15 protein-coding genes are annotated in these 19,390 nt (G+C 64.2%); 6 read left to right on the top strand and 9 right to left on the bottom strand.

The genetic code is table 11. The annotated features are described in order from the left end of the window. The first annotated feature begins 20 nt into the window (after positions 1 to 20). The 5 genes from ACX0GZ_RS12400 to ACX0GZ_RS12380 all read left to right on the top strand — a co-directional run bounded on the left by ACX0GZ_RS12400 (position 21) and on the right by ACX0GZ_RS12380 (position 6,565). Positions 21 to 806 carry an enoyl-CoA hydratase-related protein gene (locus tag ACX0GZ_RS12400; protein ID WP_458816879.1) on the top strand — a complete coding sequence of 262 codons (786 nt, stop codon included), beginning with the start codon at positions 21 to 23 and terminating at the stop codon, positions 804 to 806. 136 nt (positions 807 to 942) lie between these two features. Continuing rightward, the gene (gene scpA, locus ACX0GZ_RS12395; protein ID WP_458816877.1) at positions 943 to 3,087 is read left to right on the top strand and encodes a methylmalonyl-CoA mutase; all 2,145 of its coding nucleotides are present in this window, start codon (positions 943 to 945) and stop codon (positions 3,085 to 3,087) included. Beyond that, the gene (gene bioB / locus ACX0GZ_RS12390; RefSeq protein WP_458816875.1) at positions 3,084 to 4,181 is read left to right on the top strand and encodes a biotin synthase BioB; all 1,098 of its coding nucleotides are present in this window, start codon (positions 3,084 to 3,086) and stop codon (positions 4,179 to 4,181) included. Before scpA ends, bioB begins: the two co-directional genes overlap by 4 nt. Continuing rightward, on the top strand, positions 4,166 to 4,546 hold the full coding sequence (locus ACX0GZ_RS12385) for a lysozyme inhibitor LprI family protein (protein ID WP_458816873.1): 381 nt from the start codon (positions 4,166 to 4,168) through the stop codon (positions 4,544 to 4,546). Before bioB ends, ACX0GZ_RS12385 begins: the two co-directional genes overlap by 16 nt. Then, entirely contained in the window at positions 4,547 to 6,565 is a 2,019-nt protein-coding gene (locus ACX0GZ_RS12380; protein ID WP_458816872.1) for an ATP-binding protein, read from the top strand. A gap of 158 nt (positions 6,566 to 6,723) precedes the next feature. On the opposite strand, the gene ACX0GZ_RS12375 is transcribed toward ACX0GZ_RS12380, so the two are convergent. The 9 genes from ACX0GZ_RS12375 to ACX0GZ_RS12335 all read right to left on the bottom strand — a co-directional run bounded on the left by ACX0GZ_RS12375 (position 6,724) and on the right by ACX0GZ_RS12335 (position 17,458). Next, entirely contained in the window at positions 6,724 to 7,506 is a 783-nt protein-coding gene (locus ACX0GZ_RS12375) for an SDR family NAD(P)-dependent oxidoreductase (protein WP_458816870.1), read from the bottom strand. 115 nt (positions 7,507 to 7,621) lie between these two features. Then, on the bottom strand, positions 7,622 to 8,791 hold the full coding sequence (locus tag ACX0GZ_RS12370) for an acetyl-CoA C-acetyltransferase (protein WP_458816868.1): 1,170 nt from the start codon (positions 8,789 to 8,791) through the stop codon (positions 7,622 to 7,624). A gap of 64 nt (positions 8,792 to 8,855) precedes the next feature. Then, entirely contained in the window at positions 8,856 to 9,194 is a 339-nt protein-coding gene (locus ACX0GZ_RS12365) for a DUF4174 domain-containing protein (RefSeq protein WP_458816866.1), read from the bottom strand. A 108-nt stretch (positions 9,195 to 9,302) separates the two neighbouring features. Beyond that, positions 9,303 to 10,196: an acyl-CoA thioesterase gene (locus ACX0GZ_RS12360; RefSeq protein WP_458816864.1), complete on the bottom strand. Its 894-nt coding sequence runs from the start codon at positions 10,194 to 10,196 to the stop codon at positions 9,303 to 9,305. Positions 10,197 to 10,230: 34 nt separating this feature from the next. After that, positions 10,231 to 11,358, bottom strand: a complete 1,128-nt coding sequence (locus tag ACX0GZ_RS12355; protein ID WP_458816862.1) for an acyl-CoA dehydrogenase family protein — start codon at positions 11,356 to 11,358, stop codon at positions 10,231 to 10,233. 93 nt (positions 11,359 to 11,451) lie between these two features. Then, the gene (locus tag ACX0GZ_RS12350; protein WP_458816860.1) at positions 11,452 to 12,633 is read right to left on the bottom strand and encodes an acyl-CoA dehydrogenase family protein; all 1,182 of its coding nucleotides are present in this window, start codon (positions 12,631 to 12,633) and stop codon (positions 11,452 to 11,454) included. Next, positions 12,630 to 13,937 (bottom strand): amidase family protein, encoded by a 1,308-nt coding sequence (locus ACX0GZ_RS12345; RefSeq protein WP_458816858.1) that lies wholly within the window; start codon positions 13,935 to 13,937, stop codon positions 12,630 to 12,632. The genes ACX0GZ_RS12350 and ACX0GZ_RS12345 overlap by 4 nt, the downstream gene beginning before the upstream one ends. A 151-nt stretch (positions 13,938 to 14,088) precedes the next feature. After that, positions 14,089 to 16,116 (bottom strand): 3-hydroxyacyl-CoA dehydrogenase NAD-binding domain-containing protein, encoded by a 2,028-nt coding sequence (locus tag ACX0GZ_RS12340; protein ID WP_458816856.1) that lies wholly within the window; start codon positions 16,114 to 16,116, stop codon positions 14,089 to 14,091. Between the two features lie 121 nt (positions 16,117 to 16,237). After that, the gene (locus tag ACX0GZ_RS12335; RefSeq protein ID WP_458816854.1) at positions 16,238 to 17,458 is read right to left on the bottom strand and encodes a serine hydrolase domain-containing protein; all 1,221 of its coding nucleotides are present in this window, start codon (positions 17,456 to 17,458) and stop codon (positions 16,238 to 16,240) included. Positions 17,459 to 17,666: 208 nt separating this feature from the next. On the opposite strand from ACX0GZ_RS12335, the gene ACX0GZ_RS12330 reads away from it, so the two are divergent. After that, positions 17,667 to 19,373, top strand: coding sequence for a class I adenylate-forming enzyme family protein (locus ACX0GZ_RS12330; protein WP_458816932.1), 1,707 nt, complete (start codon positions 17,667 to 17,669; stop codon positions 19,371 to 19,373). Positions 19,374 to 19,390: the final 17 nt, after the last annotated feature.

Raw genomic sequence — 19,390 nt, 5'->3', positions numbered from 1 at the left:
GGGCAAGGAAGGGCAGACAAATGGCCAGTTACGAACATATCCTGACCGAACGGCGCGGCGATGTGCTGGTGGTCACGCTCAACCGGCCCGATCGGCTGAACGCCGCGCCGCCTGCGCTGTTCGACGAAATCCGCGACGCGATCGCCAATCTGGATGGTGCGCGCGCGGTGCTGTTTGCAGGGGCGGGGCGGGCTTTCTGTTCGGGTGCGGACGTCGCGGGCGGGGCGCTGGGGATGGACAATCCGGGCGAGACGACCTTCGCTGCGCTGACCGAGCATTACAACCGCACGATGCTGGCGATCGCCGCGCTGGACGTGCCCGTGGTGAGCGCAGTGCGCGGGCCTGCGGCGGGGATCGGGTGCAGTCTGGCGCTGGCGGCCGATTTTTGCGTCGCGAGCGAGACCGCCTATTTCCTTCAGGCCTTCGTGAACATCGGCCTGATCCCCGATGGTGGGGCAAGCTGGATGCTGCCCCGGCTGATCGGTCGTGCGCGCGCTGCCGAAATGATGATGCTGGGCGAGCGGGTGCCCGCGGCCAAGGCGCAGGACTGGGGCATGATCCACAAGGTCGTGGCCGACGATGCACTGGACGCGGAAAGCTTTGCAATGGCCGAGCGGCTGGCGGCGGGGCCGACCCGCGCGCTGGGAGCGATGCGGCGCGGGCTGCACGATGCGCTTGAGCTGAGCTATGCCGATGCGATGACGCGCGAGGCGGAAAACCAGCGCGACATGCGCGGCACGGCCGATGCGATGGAGGGGGGCATGGCGTTCCTCCAGAAGCGCAAGCCTGAGTTTCGGGGCACGTAACTGCCACCCCGTTCGTTTCGAGCGAAGTCGAGAAACGCTGGCTGGGCGCTATGGGCACGTTTCTCGACTTCGCTCGAAACGAACGGATTATGGATGCGTAAGTTGGGATTTCGCCAGAAGCGAACGGATTTTAGGTATGAGTAACGACAAACCCACCCCCGCCGACTGGAAGGCGCTCGCCGACAAGGAAGTGAAGGGCCGCGACCTTGACTGGCACACGCCGGAAGGGATCACCGTCAAGCCGCTCTACACCGCCGAGGATGTCGCCGATCTCGACCCCGGCCTGCCCGGGTTCGCGCCGTATACGCGCGGGGTGAAGGCCTCGATGTATGCGGGGCGGCCGTGGACCATTCGCCAATATGCAGGTTTTTCCACTGCCGAGGAATCGAACGCTTTCTATCGCCGCAATCTGGCCGCCGGGCAAAAGGGCCTGTCGGTCGCCTTCGATCTCGCCACGCATCGCGGCTATGACAGCGACCATCCGCGCGTTACCGGCGATGTCGGCAAGGCGGGCGTCGCGATCGACAGCGTCGAGGACATGAAAATCCTGTTCGACGGCATCCCGCTCGACAAGATGAGCGTGTCGATGACGATGAACGGCGCGGTGATCCCGATCCTGGCGTTCTTCATCGTCGCGGGCGAAGAACAGGGGGTCGACCGCAAGCTGCTCGACGGGACCATTCAGAACGACATTCTGAAGGAGTTCATGGTCCGCAACACCTATATCTATCCACCCGAACCGAGCATGCGGATCATCTCCGACATCTTCGGTTACACGTCGCGCGAGATGCCCAAGTTCAACAGCATCTCGATCTCCGGTTATCATATGCAGGAGGCGGGGGCGACGCAGGTGCAGGAACTGGCCTTCACCATCGCCGATGGCATGGAATATGTGAAATACGGTGTGGCGTCGGGCCTCGACATCGACAAGTTCGCCGGGCGGCTGAGCTTCTTTTTCGCGATCGGCATGAATTTCTTCATGGAGATCGCCAAGCTGCGCGCCGCACGCGTGCTGTGGCACCGGGTGATGACGCAATTGGGCGCGCAGGACGAACGCTCCAAAATGTTGCGCACCCATTGCCAGACATCGGGCGTCTCGCTGACCGAGCAAGATCCCTACAACAATGTTATCCGCACCACGGTGGAGGCGATGGCCGCGATGCTGGGCGGTACGCAGAGCCTGCACACCAACGCGCTGGACGAGGCGATCGCGCTCCCCACCGATTTTTCCGCACGGATCGCGCGCAACACGCAGATCGTGTTGCAGGAAGAGACGGGGATGACCAACGTCGTCGATCCGCTGGGCGGCAGCTTCTATATCGAGAGCCTGACGCAACAACTGGTCGACCAGGCCTGGGAAATCATCGAGCGGGTCGAGGCCGAGGGCGGCATGGCGAAAGCGGTCGCCGCGGGCTGGCCCAAGGCGATGATCGAGGAAGCCGCCGCCGCGCGTCAGGCGCGGGTGGACCGCGCCGAGGACGTCATCGTCGGCGTCAACAAATACCGTCTGCCCAATGAAGACCCGATCGACACGCTGGAAGTCGACAACGCCAAGGTGCGGCGCGGCCAGATCGAGCGGATCGAGCGTGTGCGCGCGACGCGCGACGAGGCGGCGTGTCAGGCAGCGCTCGATGCGCTGCGTGAGGGGGCGAAGGGCGACGGCAACCTGTTGGCGTTGTCCGTCGAGGCTGCCCGTGCCCGCGCAACGCTCGGCGAAATCTCCGCCGCGATGGAGGATGTGTTCGGCCGCTACGGCACCCAACCGACACCGGTAAAGGGCGTCTATGGCGCGCCCTATGCAGAAGACGCGCGCTGGCGTCAGGTGGTCGAAGGCGTGCAGGCGGTGGAGCGCCGCATGGGCCGCAAGCCCAAGCTGTTGGTCGCCAAGATGGGCCAGGATGGGCATGACCGTGGTGCGAACGTCATCGCTTCCGCATTCGGAGACATGGGCTTCGACGTGGTGTCGGGGCCGCTGTTCCAGACGCCCGACGAGACGGTGGTGCTGGCGCTCGACAGCGAGGTCGATGTGGTCGGCGCCTCGAGCCTGGCGGCGGGGCACAAGACGCTGATCCCCGACCTGATCGAAAAACTGCGCGAGGCCGGGCGCAGCGACATCAAGGTAATCGCGGGCGGGGTGATCCCGCAGCGCGATTACGACTATCTGCGCGACGCGGGCGTGCAGGGGATTTATGGACCGGGATCGAATGTGGTGGAGTGCGCGGCCGATGTGCTGCGGCTGCTCGGACACAACATGGCCCCGGCGGAGGAAGTGGTGGAATGAGCGTGATTACCCAACAACCGTTTGTTTCGAGCGAAGTCGAGAAACGTTGCACAGCGTCTGAGACACGTTTCTCGACTTCGCTCGAAACGAACGGCGAAGGGGGGCAAACATGGTCGAGGGAAGCGATTGCCGCACTCTTCGACCTGCCCTTTACCGAACTCGTGTTCCGCGCGGCGGAAGTCCACCGCGCGCATCACGCACCGAACCAGGTCCAGCGCTCCACGCTATTGTCGATCAAGACCGGCGGCTGCCCGGAGGATTGCGGTTACTGCAACCAGTCGGCGAAGCACGGCACCGACCTGAAGGCGTCCAAGCTGATGGACGTCCGCGCGGTGCTGCAAGCGGCGGCGCAGGCGAAGGACAATGGATCGACCCGTTTCTGCATGGGTGCGGCGTGGCGCAATCCCAAGGATCGCGACATGGGCGCGATCGTCCAGATGGTGGAGGGCGTGCGCCAGATGGGGATGGAAACCTGCATGACGCTGGGGATGCTGTCGCCCGATCAGGCGCAGCAACTGGCCGAAGCGGGCCTCGATTACTACAACCACAATATCGATACCTCGCCCGAGAATTACGCGAACGTCATCTCGACGCGGTCGTTCGAGGACCGGCTCGATACGCTCGACAATGTGCGGTCGGCCGGGATCAACGTCTGCTCCGGCGGGATCGTCGGGATGGGTGAGACGCGCGGCGACCGCGTCGGCTTCATCCATGCGCTCGCCAACCTGCCGACGCCGCCCGAAAGCGTGCCGATCAACGCGCTGGTCCCGGTAAAGGGCACGCCGCTGGGCGACATGCTCGCCGACACGCCGCTGGCGAAGATCGACGACATCGAATTCGTCCGCGCCGTCGCGGTTGCGCGCATCACCATGCCGCGCAGCATGGTGCGGCTGAGCGCGGGGCGCGAGAGCATGTCCGATGCCACGCAAGCGTTGTGCTTCATGGCGGGCGCAAACTCGATCTTCACCGGCGACAAGCTGCTGACCACCGGCAATGCTGGCGACGACAAGGACGCGGCGCTGTTCGCAAAGCTGGGGATCGTGGCGATGGCGGCGGAGCCGGCAACAAAGGAACGCTCATGCTGCCCAGCCTGATCCTCATGCTCATTGCCGCGCCACAGCAGAGCTGCGCGAACGCCACCACGCAAACTGAAATGACCCGGTGCGCAGGCCGCGACTATCAGCGCGCGGATGCCGCGATGAACGCGCAGTGGCGGGTGACCAATGCCGAGATGAAGCGACGCGACGCGCAGGACACGTCGCGGGGCGGGGGCTTCGGCTATGCAGGAACGCTACTCGAGAGCCAGCGCGCCTGGCTCAAGTTTCGCGATAGGCAATGCGTTGTCGAAGGCGGGCAATATGCCGGTGGGTCGATGCAGCCGATGGTGCAGGCGCAGTGCCGCACCCGACTGACCGACGCGCGTACCGACCAACTCAAAACCCTGATCCGGAGCCGCTGAGTGTTCAAGAAAATCCTGGTCGCCAATCGCGGCGAGATTGCGTGCCGCGTGTTCCGCACGGCGAAGCGGATGGGGATCGCAACGGTCGCGGTCTATTCGGACGCCGATGCGCGCAGCCCGCATGTGCTGATGGCGGACGAAGCGGTTCGGCTTGGTCCGGCACCGGCGGCGGAAAGCTATCTGAAGGCAGAGTTGATCCTTGAGGCGGCAAAGGCCACGGGCGCCGACTGCATCCACCCCGGTTACGGCTTCCTGTCCGAGCGGGAAAGCTTCGCGAAGGCGTGTGCCGAGGCGGGGATCGCCTTTGTCGGGCCTCCTCCCAATGCCATCGCGGCGATGGGCGACAAGATCGAGTCCAAGAAACTGGCCAAGGAAGCGGGCGTGAACGTCGTCCCCGGCTTCGTCGGCGAAATCCGCGATACCGGGCACGCGGTCGAGATCGCGAACGGCATCGGCTATCCGGTGATGATGAAGGCGTCGGCGGGCGGCGGCGGCAAAGGGATGCGGCTTGCCTGGAGCGAAGCCGATGTCCGCGAAGGGTTTGAGGCGACCAAGCGCGAAGGGCTCGCCAGTTTCGGCGACGACCGCGTGTTCATCGAGAAGTTCATCGAAAGCCCGCGGCATATCGAAATCCAGGTCCTGGGCGATCAGCACGGCAACATCGTCTATCTGGGCGAGCGAGAATGCTCGATCCAGCGGCGGCACCAGAAGGTGGTCGAGGAAGCGCCGTCGCCCTTCGTTACGCCTGACATGCGCAAGCGGATGGGCGAGCAGGCCGTCGCGCTGTCGCGGGCGGTTGGCTATTATTCGGCAGGCACGGTCGAATTGATCGTGTCGGGCGCGGATACGAGCGGGGAGGGGTTCTATTTCCTCGAAATGAACACCCGGCTTCAGGTCGAACATCCGGTGACCGAAGCGATTACCGGCCTCGATCTGGTCGAACAGATGATCCGGGTCGCTGCGGGCGAGACGCTGGCCTTCGGTCAGGACGATGTGAGGCTGAACGGCTGGGCGGTCGAAAACCGCGTCTATGCCGAAGACCCGTATCGCGGGTTCCTGCCCAGCACCGGACGGCTGGTGCGCTATGCGCCGCCTGTCGCGCAGGGCACCCCCTATGGCGACACCGCGACCGATGCCTATACCCGCGTCGACGACGGCGTGCGCGAGGGCGGCGAGGTTAGCATGTTCTATGATCCGATGATCGCCAAGCTGATCACCTGGGCGTCGACCCGCGAGCAAGCGATCGATGCGCAGGTTGCCGCACTCGATCGCTTTCGGATCGAGGGGCTGGGCCACAACATCGATTTCCTGTCCGCGCTGATGCAGCATCCGCGCTTCCGCTCGGGCGAGATCACGACCGGTTTTATTGCCGAGGAGTATCCCGAAGGGTTCCAAGGCGCACCCGCAGCCCCGGAATTGCTGCGCAACATTGCGGCGGTGGCGGCGACGCTTGCGTGCCGGACCGCGATGCGTGCGGGGGAGATTGACGGCCAGTTGGGCAACGGGGTGGAGCCGCCGCTACGCTGGCAAGTCGCGCTGGGGGACGCGGTATTCGATGCCGATTTGAGCGATCAACTCGACACCATCTTGATCGACGGAATGCCGACCACGGTGCGGCACGATTATGTGCCGGGCGCGGGCATGTTGACCGCAACGGTCGATGACGCGGTGCTGTCGATCATCGTCGCGCCAACGCGCGGCGGGTTCAGGCTGACGACGCGGGGTGCGAGCCATGTCGCACGGGTGCTGCCCGCACATATCGCACCGCTGGCCCGTCACATGATCGAGAAGGTGCCGCCCGATACGTCGAAGCTGCTGCTATGCCCGATGCCGGGACTGCTGACGCAACTTCATGTCGCCGTCGGCGATACGGTCGAGGCGGGACAGCCGCTGGCGGTGGTCGAAGCGATGAAGATGGAGAACATCCTGCGCGCCGAAAAGGCCGGGACGGTCAGCGCGGTCAATCATGCGCCGGGCGACAGCCTGGCGGTGGACGCGGCGATCCTGGAGTTTGCGTGAGCGGCAACGCGTGCTCGCTTTCGCTCGAAAACACACGCGGCTGCTGACTATTCAAACGTCATTGCGAGCGCAGCGAAGCAATCCACTGGCGTCGGACTGGATTGCTTCGCTGCGCTCGCAATGACGATGCGGGGCGAGTACGTCGCGGAGAGAAGCCCTTACCGCGGCGCCATGCGGATGGCGCCGTCAAGCCGCACGCCTTCGCCGTTGAAATAGCCGCATTCGATCATCGTCAGCGCGAGTTGCGCATATTCGGGCGGCTTGCCCAGGCGCTTGGGGAAGGGCACCGACGCGCCCAGTGCCTCGCGGACATGGTCGGGCAGGCCCATCAGCAGCGGCGTTTCGAACAGGCCGGGCAGGATGGTGTTCACGCGAATGCCTTCGCCCATCAGGTCGCGGGCGATGGGGAGGGTCATGCCTAGCACGCCGCCCTTCGACGCGGAATAGGCCGCCTGACCGATCTGGCCGTCCTGCGCCGCGACCGAGGCGGTGTTGACGATCGCGCCGCGCTCGCCGTCCTCCAGCGCGTCGAGCGTCAGCATTCCGGCGGCCGATTTGGCGATGCAGCGGAAGGTGCCGATCAGGTTGATCTGCACGACCCAGTTGAAGGCTTCCAGATTGAAATGCTTGATCGATCCGTCTTCCTTGGATCGCGACGCGGTCTTCATCGCATTGCCGACGCCCGCGCAATTGACGAGCACGCGTTCCTGGCCGTGCGTTTCGCGTGCCTTGGCGAACCCGGCATCGACGCTTTCGTCGGAGGTCACGTTCACTTCGCAGAACACGCCGCCGATTTCGGTTGCTACTGCCTCGCCCTTTTCGCGTTGCAGATCGAAGATCGCGACCTTCGCGCCCTTGGCGGCAAGCGCACGGGCCGTGGCGGCGCCGAGGCCGGACGCGCCGCCCGTGACGACCGCGGCGATGGTGGAATCGAGTTTCATTACGTCAATCCTTTCTAAATCGGTTCGTTTCGAGCGCGTTCGAGAAACGCTGGCTTGGCGCTCCGTCTACGTTTCACGACTTCGCTCGAAACGAACGTGTAGGTGTGATGTGTCTTTACAGCCGCTCGACGATCGTCACGTTGGCGATTCCGCCACCCTCGCACATCGTCTGCAATCCATATTTCTTGCCGCGCTTACCCAGCGCATGGACGAGCGTTGCCATCAGCTTGGTGCCGGACGCGCCAAGCGGATGGCCAAGCGCGATCGCGCCGCCATTGACGTTCAGCTTGGCCGGATCGGCACCGGAATGCTGCAACCAGGCCAGCGGCACGGGCGCGAAAGCTTCGTTGACTTCGTACAGATCGATTTCATTGATGGTCATGCCCGCGCGCTTCAACGCGCGGTCGGTGGCGTAAAGCGGCTCCTCCAGCATCACCACCGGATCGCCACCAGTCACGGTCAGGTTGTGGATGCGCGCGATCGGGGTCAGTCCGTGGGCTTTGAGCGCGGCTTCGGAGACGACCAGCACGGCGCTGGCCCCGTCGCAGATCTGGCTGGCGTTTGCGGCGGAGATGACGCCGCCTTCCGCCAGCAGCTTGACCGAATGGATGCCGTCGAAGGTCGCATCGTGGCGGATGCCTTCGTCGCGCTTGTGCAATTCGGAACCCTCGGGCGTCTCGATTTCCAGCGCCACGATCTCGTCATCGAAATCGCCGCGTTCGGTGGCGGCGGACGCGCGCTTGTGGCTTTCCAGGGCGTATTCGTCGAGCTGCTCGCGGGTGAAGCCGAATTTCTTCGCGATCATCTCCGCCCCCATGAACTGACTGAACTGGATGCCGGGATAGCGCGCCTCCTGACGCGGGGACTTGGCTTTGCCCAGCCCGGCCTGTGCGAATAACATGCCGGTCGATCCCATCGGGACGCGGGTCATGCTTTCGACGCCTGCTGCGATCACGACATCCTGAGTGCCGGACATCACCGCTTGCGCCGCGAACTGGATCGCCTGTTGCGACGATCCACACTGGCGGTCGATGGTGACGGCCGGTACGCTTTCGGGGAGTTTGGACGCCAGCACCGCGCCGCGCCCGACCTGAAAACCCTGTTCTCCCCCCTGACTGACGCAGCCCATGATGACGTCGTCGATTGCCGCCGGATCGATGCCAGAGCGATCGACGATGGCGTCCAGTGTTGCGCCCGCCATGTCGGCGGGGTGCCATCCGGCCAGCCTGCCGCCACGCTTTCCACCTGCGGTTCGAACGGCTTCGACGATATAGGCGGTGGTCATGGCGGCTCTCCGATGTCGGTTTCTTTTTGAAACGCTAACAGTCGGTCGAGCCGGGTTCAATGCGTTAGTGAGCGCCGGTCATTTCGCGCTGGCGCATCGGCATGGCATCGATGGTGGTGAAGAGTTGCGCTGTATCGATCGGGCGGTTCGTGCGCAGTTTCACCATACCGTCTTTGCCGACAAGCACCGCGGCGAATTCGTCGCTGGCGATGCGGTAGCGTTGCCGCAAGCGTGGAGCGTAATCGCGCGCTCCGGCAACGCTTTCGCCGACAACTTCGACTACTCGCAATTCACGATCGCGAAATCCGTCGCCATCGGCGCCGACGATCTTGCGCTGTTTCGAAAGCGCGGCGTCCCGCTCTTCAGGAGCGAACACTAATAACACACGTTCTTCCCAGCGCATTGCATCGACTGGCGCAGATGCCTGTGGAGCGGCTAGGACGAGGGCGGCGGGGAGAAGCGAAGCGACCATGCAGTATAAACGCCACGATCGCGAAAAAGCTCCGCGACTTTAATCCTTTAGTCGCACCAGTCCTTCCTGCGCCGCACTCGCCACCAGCCGCCCGTCGCGGCTGTAGATGCGACCGCGGTTGAAGCCGCGCGCATGGCCCGCCCACGGACTGTCGCACGCGTAGAGCAGCCATTCGTCGAAGCGGAACGGCTCGTGCAGCCAGATCGCATGGTCGAGGCTGGCGGACTGCATCTTGTGCGACATCCAGCTTACCCCGTGCGCAATCATCGAAGTGCCGAGCAGGCTCATGTCCGACGCATAGGCGAGCGCCGCGCGGTGCAACGCGGGATCGTCGGGCAGGGGCGCTGCAACCTTGAACCAGCTTGCCTGACGCGGCTCGCCCTTCACTGGACGGAACCAGTTGCGCGGAGCGACCGGGCGGATTTCGATCGGACGTGCGCGAAGGAAGAAGTCGCGGAATTTCTCCGGCACCTGATCCTCGATCTGCTGGCGCAGTTCGAATTCGGATTGCAGGTCCTCGGGCGGCGGCACGTCGGGCATCGTGTCCTGATGGTGCAGCCCTTCTTCCGTCACCTGAAACGATGCCGTCATGTTGAGGATCGGTTTGCCCTGCTGCATCGCGATCACCCGGCGATTGGCAAAGCTGCGCCCATCGAAATCGCGAACGACCCGGTAGATGATCGGGTGCTTCTCGTCGCCCGGCCGCATGAAATAAGCGTGCAGCGAATGTGCGACCTTGTCGTCGTCGACCGACCGCTGTGCGGCTTGCAGCCCTTGGGCGATGACCTGGCCGCCGAACACGCGTCCGACCCCGCCGGGTTGGCGGGCGCCCCGGAACAGGTCGGTGTCGATCATTTCCACATCGAGCAGGTCGATGAGTTGGGTGACCTGGCCTTCCGGGGTCGAGGCACGGGGATTGATGATGTCTGTCATGATTCGACCCGCTTGCCCGCGCATACTGTGCCGATCAATAGCCGGCAGCCCGCGCCAGCCGATCCGCGTGATAATTGCTGTCGCCGAACATCTCGGCCAGCACCCGCGCACGTTTCATGTAGAAGCCGATGTCATACTCGTCGGTCATGCCGATGCCGCCGTGCATCTGGATGCCTTCCTGCACCGAAAGCGTGGTGGCGAGGCCGGTCATCGCCTTGGCCACCGACACCGCTTCGTTTGCCCGCGCGTCACCTGCGTCAAGCAATTGCTGCGCCTTCATCACCGCAGCACGCGCGACCTCCATTTCGGAATAAAGGTGTGCGGCGCGGTGCTGGAGCGCCTGAAAACTGCCGATCAGCGTGCCGAACTGTTTGCGCTCTTTCAGATAGGCGGTGGTCATGTCCATCGCGCCGCCGCCGACACCCAGCATCTCGGCGGATGCGCCGGTGCGTCCTGCCGACAGCAGCCGGTTGAGCACTTCGCGGCCATTGTCGACCTCGCCGATCACCGCATCGGCATCGACTTCGACGCCATCGAATTTGCTGCGCGCGGCAAGGCTCGAATCCGCCAGTCGTTCGGCGTCATGGGTAAGGCCGCTGGTATCCTTTGGTACCGCGAACAGGGTCACGCCCGCATCCTCGTCGTCCGCGCCCGCCGTGCGTGCGGCAACGATCAGCAGATCGGCGACATGGCCATGCGTGACGAAGCGCTTTTCGCCCGACAGCCGGAAACCGTTACCCGATCGCTCGGCCTTCATCGCGACCGCATCACCATGCTTGGCACGTTCATCGATGGCGAGCGCCGCGACCGTGTCGCCCGCGACGATGCCGGGGAACCAGCGCTCGGCATGCGCGGTGCCTTTCAATGCCTCGACCGCAGCGACGGCGGTGGTCAGAAACGGAGAGGGCGACAGGTTGCGGCCGATCTCCTCAAGCACCACGCCCGCCTCAACATGGCCGAGCCCGAGCCCGCCCTGATCCTCACCGATCAGGATGCCGGTGAACCCCATCTCGGCAAATTGCTTCCACAGATCGCGAGAAAATCCGGTGGCGTCGTTCGCATCGCGCAGGCTTCGCAGATGGCTGACGGGTGCGTGTTCGGCGACGAATTCCTTCGTCGTATCGCGCAGCATGACTTGTTCGTCGTTGAGGTAGAGAGGCATTTCAAACACTCCGTATTCCGGCGAAGGCCGGAATGCTGGGTAGGGGTGGCGGATGCGGCCAACACTCCGGCCTGCACCGGAGCACGGGCATTGTTAAGCGCCGGGCAATTCCAAGATCCGCTTGGCGATGATGTTGAGCTGGATCTCGCTCGTCCCGCCTTCGATCGAATTGGCCTTTGTGCGCAGCCATGCACGCGGTTTGGCCCCGCCGTTCGATCGTTCGCTTTCCCATTCGAGCGCGTCCGATCCGCCCGCCGCCATCACCAGTTCGTGCCGCGCCTTGTTCAACTCGGTCCCGTAATATTTCATCATGCTCGGCTGGGCGGGATGGGCTTGCCCGGCCTTCAGTTCGTCGATGAACCGTTCGGACATCGCCGTGAAGGCTTTCGACCGCACCTCGAACAATGCAAGGCTTGCGCGCAGCAACGGGTCGGCGAGTTCGCCGCGATCGTTGAGTCCGACCGTCGCGATCGCCCCCTCGATCAACGGGTTGCCGCCCGTCGACCCAAGGCCCATCCCCGAGATCATCTCGCGTTCGTGCCCAAGCAGATATTTTGCGACGTCCCAGCCCTTGTTCTCTTCATGGACGCGGTTCGCCTTGGGCACCTTCACATTGTCCATGAAGGTTTCGCAGAAGGGCGAGTAGCCGGAGATCAAGAGGATCGGTTTGGTCGAGACGCCCGGCGATTCCATGTCGAACAGCACGAAGCTGATCCCGCCCTGCTTCGATTCCTTCGACGTGCGGACCAGACAGAAGATCCAGTCCGCCTTGTCGGCGTAGCTGGTCCAGACCTTTTGCCCGTTGACGATATAATGATCGCCCGCATCCTCGGCCGACGCCGTAAGACTGGCGAGATCGGACCCGGCATTGGGTTCGCTATAGCCCTGACACCAGCGAATTTCGCCACGCGCGATTTTGGGCAGGTGTTCGAGCTTCTGTTCCTCGGTTCCGTACTTTAGCAAGGCCGGACCGAGCATCGAAATGCCGAAGCTGTTCAGCGGATTGCGTGCCTTGATCGCCGCTATTTCCTCGCGCAGGATCTTGGTTTCCGCAGGCGTCAGCCCGCCGCCGCCATATTCGGTCGGCCAATCGGGCACCGTCCAGCCTCGCGACGCCATCGCGTCCATCCATTCCTTCTGACCGGGCTGGAAATCGGGGTTGCGCCCGCCCCAGCAGGCGTCCTTTTCGGAGCGTACGGGCTGCCGCATTTCGGGCGGGCAATTCGCTTCCAGCCAGGCGCGCGTATCGCGGCGGAATTGGTCGAGATCGGTCATGTGATCGCTCCGTGAAGGGCGTTGTGGATAAGGGTGGCGATGGCAATCGATTGATGGTCGCGGTGCGTGTCGCAGATCACCTGCACCCCGGCGGGCAGGCCGCCGATGGTGCCCACCGGCACGCAGGTTGCGGGCAGGCCGGGATAGGTGGCAAGCCCCGCCCAGGCGAGGTGCGCGTCATAGGGGCTGTCCACCCCGTCGATCGACAGGCGGCGGTCTGCCTGCGGTGCATGGTCGTGCGGGAAGGCTTGGGTCGCGGCGGGCGGTGCGATCACGGCGTCCACCTCTTCGAACAGTGCTTCCCAGGCGCGGGCATTGCGCGCCTGGGCGTCCTGCATCGCGAACCACTCGGTCAGGGCGGGAAGCGACCAGTGCATCGCCGGGTCCATCCGCGCGAAGCTGACGTTCAGCATTCGCGTATAGTCGTCATGCTGGCGCGACAGGTCGGGCAGCGCAGTCGCGTCACGCACGATCTCCACTCCCTGCCGCGCGAGCGCGTTGGCCGCGCGCTCGACCGCCTCGACGCAAGCGGAGGCGGTCGGAGTCTCGGGATGCCTGGCCAGAAGCAGAACGCGCTTCGGTGCAACATTGCTGCGCGGCAAGGGGAGCTTCGCGAGCAGGTCGAGCGCGAGCGCCAGATCCTCACCCGACCGCGCCATCGGCCCGATGACGCCGAGCGGTTCGTCGGCGCCATCGCTGCCCGGATAGCGGTGGCCGTAACTGCTGATCGCACCCCAGCTCGGCTTCAATCCCCAGACGCCGCAAAAATGCGCGGGGATGCGGATCGACCCGCCAATATCGCTGCCCAGCTCCAGAGGCACCATGCCGGTGGCGAGGGCCGCCGCCGCGCCCCCCGAACTGCCGCCGCAGGTGCGCGTCGGATCGGTCGGATGGTTGGTGACGCCGTGGATCGAGTTGACCGATTGCCAGTCGCCCAGTGCCTTGGGCACGTTGGTCTTGCCGAGGATGATTGCGCCCGCGGCTTTCAGCTTTCGCACCGCCAGCGCATCGCTGGTGGCGATGTTGTTCGCATGGTGGCGGAACCCCCAATGGGTGGGGAGGCCGGCGACATCGAACGCTTCCTTGACGGTGATCGGCACGCCGAGCAGCGGGGCGGTGTCGCCATTTGCGAGGCGGGCATCGGCGTCGTCCGCAGTGCTGCGCGCGCGGTCAAAATCACGCACGACGACAGCGTTGATCGCGCCATCGAGGCGTTCGATACGCTCGATCGCCGCGTCGGTTTCAGCGCGGGCGGTGGTGGTGCCCGCGCGGATCGCGGCAGCAATTTCTAGCGCGGTTTTCAACCTTTCCTCCCCCACCGGGGGAGGTGGCAGACGCGCCAGCGGCTGACGGACGGGGATTGCGGCAGACGCTTCACTATGGGGCAGGCCCCCTCCGTCAGCACTTCGTGCTGCCACCTCCCCCGATGGGGGAGGATTGAGGGGGCTGCTGCGCTCAATTGAACCGCTCGCCCTTCTCGGCCTTGTCCTTGAGCAGCTTCGATACCGCGAAGTCGTGCTTCTCAAGCCCGGCGACGATCTTCTTTAGTCCTTCGGTATCGGCCCAGAACATCGGTCCGCCGCGATAGACGGGCCAGCCATAGCCATAGATCCACACGACATCGATGTCCGACGCACGCTGGGCCATGCCTTCCTCCAGGATCAGCGCGCCTTCGTTGACCATCGGATACAGCGTGCGTTCGACGATCTCCTCGTCGGTCACCTCATGCTGCGGTGTATTGGTCTTCTTGCGGAAGTCCTCGATGATCTCGGCCACGCGTGGGCTAGGCGAGGGGTTCCGCTTCTCGTCATAATCGTAGAAGCCGGCCTGCGTCTTTTGCCCCCACCGCTTTTCGGCGGCGAGCGCGTCGCGGATGCTCTCGATCCGGGTCGGGTCGCGGTGCCAGCCGATATCGACCCCCGCCAGATCGCTCATCTGGAACGGTCCCATCGGCATCCCGAACTCGACATGCACGCGGTCGATCTGTTCCGGCGTTGCGCCTTCCATCAACAGCTTCATCGCTTCGACCTGGCGCGGCATCAGCATGCGGTTGCCGATAAAGCCGTGGCAGACGCCCGCAACCACCGCGACCTTGCGGATCTTTTTGGCGAGTTTCATCACGGTCGCGAGCACGTCGGGCGCGGTTTTCGCGCCGCGCACGACTTCCAGCAGCTTCATGACGTTGGCGGGCGAGAAGAAATGCATCCCCACCACATCCTGTGGGCGGGAGGTGCTGGCCGCGATTTCGTCGACGTTCAGGTAAGACGTGTTCGACGCGAGGATCGCGCCGGGCTTGGCGATCGTGTCGAGCTTGCCGAACAGCTCCTTCTTGACGTCCATATTTTCATAGACCGCCTCGATGATGAGGTCGCAGTCGGCAAGGTCGTCGAGCGAGAGCGTGGGTTTCAGCGCGCCCATCGCGGCCTCGACCTGTTCGGGCTTCATCCGGCCCTTGGCGGCGCTCGCTTCGTAATTCTTGCGCATGACGCCGGTGCCGCGGTCGAGCGCATCCTGCTGCATCTCGACGATGGTCACGGGGATGCCCGCTGACAGGAAGTTCATGCTGATCCCGCCACCCATCGTGCCTGCGCCGATGACACCGACGCGCTTGATGTCGCGCAGCGGGGTGTCGGCGGGGATGTCGTCGATCTTCGACGCCTTGCGCTCGGCGAAGAAGATGTGCCGCTGGGCTGCCGACTGAACGCCGAACATGAGCTTCATGAAGCTCTCCCGTTCGAACTGAACGCCCTCCGCATAAGGGGTCTGCGTTGCCTTCTCGACGCAGGCGATGTTGGCTTCGGGCGCGTCGAAGCCGCGGAAGCGGCGGGCGTTGGTCTTGCGGAACGCGTCGAACACGCCCGGTTCGGCCTTGGCCTCCTTTTCGCTGGCGCGGGGCAGCGGGCGAGCGCTCGCCACGTCGCGGGCGAAAGCGATGGCCTGTTCGCGAAGCGCGCCTTCGTCGGCAAGGCGATCGACCAGTCCGGCTTCATGCGCTTTCTTCGCCGGGATCGGATCGCCCTTGGCGACCATTTCCAGCGCCAGTTCCACACCGCCCAGGCGCGGCAGCCGCTGCGTGCCCCCGGCACCGGGCAGCAGGCCCAGCTTCACCTCGGGCGTGCCGAGCTTCGCGCTGGGCACGGCGATGCGGTAATGGCAGGCGATCGCGACTTCGCACCCGCCGCCCAAGGCCGTGCCGTGGATGGCCGCGACGACCGGCTTTTCGGAGGCCTCGATCTTGTCGACCAGCGCAGGCAGCAACGGCTCGACCGGGGGCTTGCCGAACTCGGTGATGTCCGCGCCCGCGAAGAAGGTCTGGCCGTCACAGGCGATGACCACCGCCTTGATGCTGTCGTCGGCGGCTGCCTCGTCGATCGCGGCGTCGAGGCCGGTGCGGACCGCCGCGCCCAGCGCATTGACCGGCGGGTTGTTCGATACGACGATCAGCACGTCGCCGTCGCGGGTGGTGGTGATGGGCGAGGTCATGGGTCGGGTCTCTCCTAAAATTTCGATCCGTTCGTTTCGAGCGAAGTCGAGAAACGCTTGCTCCGCGCTAGTCAGCGTTTCTCGACTTCGCTCGAAACGAACGGGTTTCTACTCCGCTTATTCATTTCAGTGCCGCATAGATCATCGTCTTCAACTCGCGGCGGATCGGATGGGTGTTCGACGGGCTCAACTGCGTCATGAAGATCATGTGCAGCCGCTCGACCGGATCGATGAAGAAGGCGGTCGAAAACATCCCGCCCCAATAATATTCGCCGACGCCGCCAGGGACGAGCGTCTTCGCCACGTCCTGCGTCACCGCAAAGCCCAGGCCGAAGCCGACGCCCGCATTGGTCGCCTCGCTGAACAATGATTGCGACATGCTGGCAAGGTCGCTGCCGCCCGGCAGGTGGTTCTGCGTCATCAGGTCGAGCGTCTTGCGCCCGACGATCCGCACCCCGTCCAGTTCGCCTCCGTTCAGGCACATCGTACAGAAACGATGATAATCGAGTGCACTCGACACCAGCCCGCCGCCGCCCGACAGCAATTTCGGACGCCGCGACCACGCGCTGTCGGCGCCCCGGTCGTACATCACCCGACCCTTGCCCGGCGCCATCGTCCAGCAATCGGCGAGGCGGTCCACCTTATCCGCAGGCACCTGAAAGAAGGTGTCGTGCATCCCGAGCGGCTCGAAAATCCGGGCCGCGAAGAACGCATCCAGCGTCATCCCCGACACCCGTTCGATCACCGCGCCCAGCACGTCGGTCGCCACGGAATAATTCCATTGTTCGCCCGGCGAGAATTCCAGCGGGATCTGGCCCAGCGCGCCGACGAACCCGTCGAGATCGAGATTGCCGTGCCAATTCTCGATCCTGCCTTCGCGATAGGCGGCATCGACATTGCTGCGATTCTGAAAGCTGTAGGTCAGCCCGGCGGTGTGCCGCAGCAGATCGACCATCCGCATCGGCTCGGCGGTCGGCCTGGTCACGAAGGGCACCCCCGCGCCGCCGCCATTATAGACGCCCACGCCCTTCAATTCGGGCAGGATGTGGTGGACCGGGGTATCGAGCGCGACTTTTGCCTCCTCGACCAGCATCATGAAGGCGATGCTGGTAATCGGCTTGGTCATCGATGCGATGCGGAACAGCGAGCGGTCGCTCACCTCGCCGCCATCCTCGCGCGCAGACCCCAGATGGGCGAAATGCGCGATGCGCCCCTCGCGCGCGATCAGCAATTGCGCGTGCGGCAGCTTGCCCGAATCAAGATAGCGCGACTGGATGAAACGATCGATCGCGGTCAGGCGGTCGGCATCGAATCCGGCTTCTGCGGGGGCTTGCTGCAACATCCTCTCGACCATACCCCGATTTCGAATCTTCGCAAACGCGGTTGAACGTGCGCGTCAAAACTCTATTGCCTTGAGCGAGAGGTGAATCAACACTAACCTCCCCGGCAACGGCAAAAATGCCAAACCCGAACATCGAAGCGAAGTTTTCAGGAGAGCCAGCCCCGTGTCCACCGAACCGCTCGTCGCCCTCGATCCCACCTGGCCGAAAATGTCGCTCCAACAGGTCCAGGGCATCCTGACCGCGCCGGGCCAGAAATGCGAGATCGACGAGGTCGAGATTCGGGGCGTTCGGACGAAGGTGTGGAAGAATCTGCCGCCCGCGCTTCCCTACCTCCTGATGTTCAGCCGCACGCACGGGCAACGCGAGTTCACGATCCTCAATGGCCATCGCGTCACCTACGAAGCGAATTTCCGCGCGACCGCGACGCTGGCGCATTGGATGCAAGCACAGGGCATCGAAAAGGGCGACCGCGTCGCGTTGTGTATGCGCAACTTCAACGAATGGCCGGTCGTGTTCTTCGCCGCGACCGCGATCGGCGCGATCATCGTGCCGCTGAACGCCTGGTGGACAGGCCGCGAGCTTGAATATGGGCTGAAGGATTCAGGCGCGAAGATGCTGTTCGTCGATGGCCGCCGCCATCTGGTGATCGAGCCGCATTATCCGAACCTGCCCGATCTGAAGCAGGTCGTCGTCAACTGGCCCAAGGGCGAACTCTCCGAGGGCCATCGGTCGATGCAGGATGTGATCGGCGTGCCGGAAAGCTGGGCCTCGCTGGAGGACGTCGGCCTGCCGCAAGTCGCGATCGCGCCCGACGACGATGCGACGATCTTCTATACCAGCGGCACCACCGGCGCGCCCAAGGGGGCGCTGGGCACCCACCGCAACATCCTTTCGAACATCATGTCGACGGGCTACGGCGCAGCCCGCGCGCTGCTTCGTCGCGGCGAAGTCCCGCCCCCGATGCCCGAGCCCAAGATCAATCTGATCGTCATCCCGCTGTTCCATGTCACCGCGTCGAGCGCGTTCCTGATGGGGAATATGGTCGCGGGCGGCACCATCATCTTCATGCGCAAATGGGACGTGGTCGAGGCGATGGAGCTGATCCAGCGCGAAAAGATCAACGCCACCGGCGGCGTCCCGACGATCGCTTGGCAGTTGCTCGAACATCCCGATCGCGCCAATTACGACCTCTCTTCGCTCGAAAGCATCGCTTATGGCGGCGCGCCGTCCGCACCCGAACTGGTCAGGCGCATCTATGAGGAATTCGGCGCGCTTCCCGGCAATGGCTGGGGCATGACCGAGACGATGGCGACCGTGACCAGTCATCAGGGCGAGGATTATCTGAACCGCCCCGACAGTTGCGGCCCGCCCGTTCCGGTCGCCGAACTGAAGATCATGTCGCCCGATGGCGCCACCGAGTTACCGGTGGGCGAGGTCGGCGAACTCTGGGCGAAAGGCCCGATGGTCGTGAAAGGCTATTGGAACAAGCCCGAAGCGACCGCCGAAACCTTTATCGACGGCTGGGTCCGCACCGGCGACCTCGCGCGCCTCGATGAAGAAGGATTCTGCTACATCGTCGACCGCGCCAAGGACATCATCATCCGCGGTGGCGAGAACATCTATTCGATCGAGGTCGAAAGCGTGCTCTACGCGCATCCCGCCGTGACGGACGCGGCATTGGTGGGCATCCCCCATCGGGTGCTGGGCGAGGAGCCCGCCGCGGTCGTTCACCTGGCCCCTGGTGAGAAGGCGACCGAGCAGGAATTGCAGGACTGGGTCCGCAAGCATCTGGCCGGGTTCAAGGTGCCGGTCCAGATCCGCTTCGTCGACAGCGTGCTGCCGCGCAACGCCAACGGCAAGATCCTGAAAGGCGAATTGCGCAAATTATTCGCAGGCGAAAGCGCCGCAGACTGACGGTGGCGACGCGCCCG

The organism is Sphingomonas aestuarii (assembly GCF_054457155.1).
This window is presented reverse-complemented; position numbering and strand designations above follow the sequence as displayed.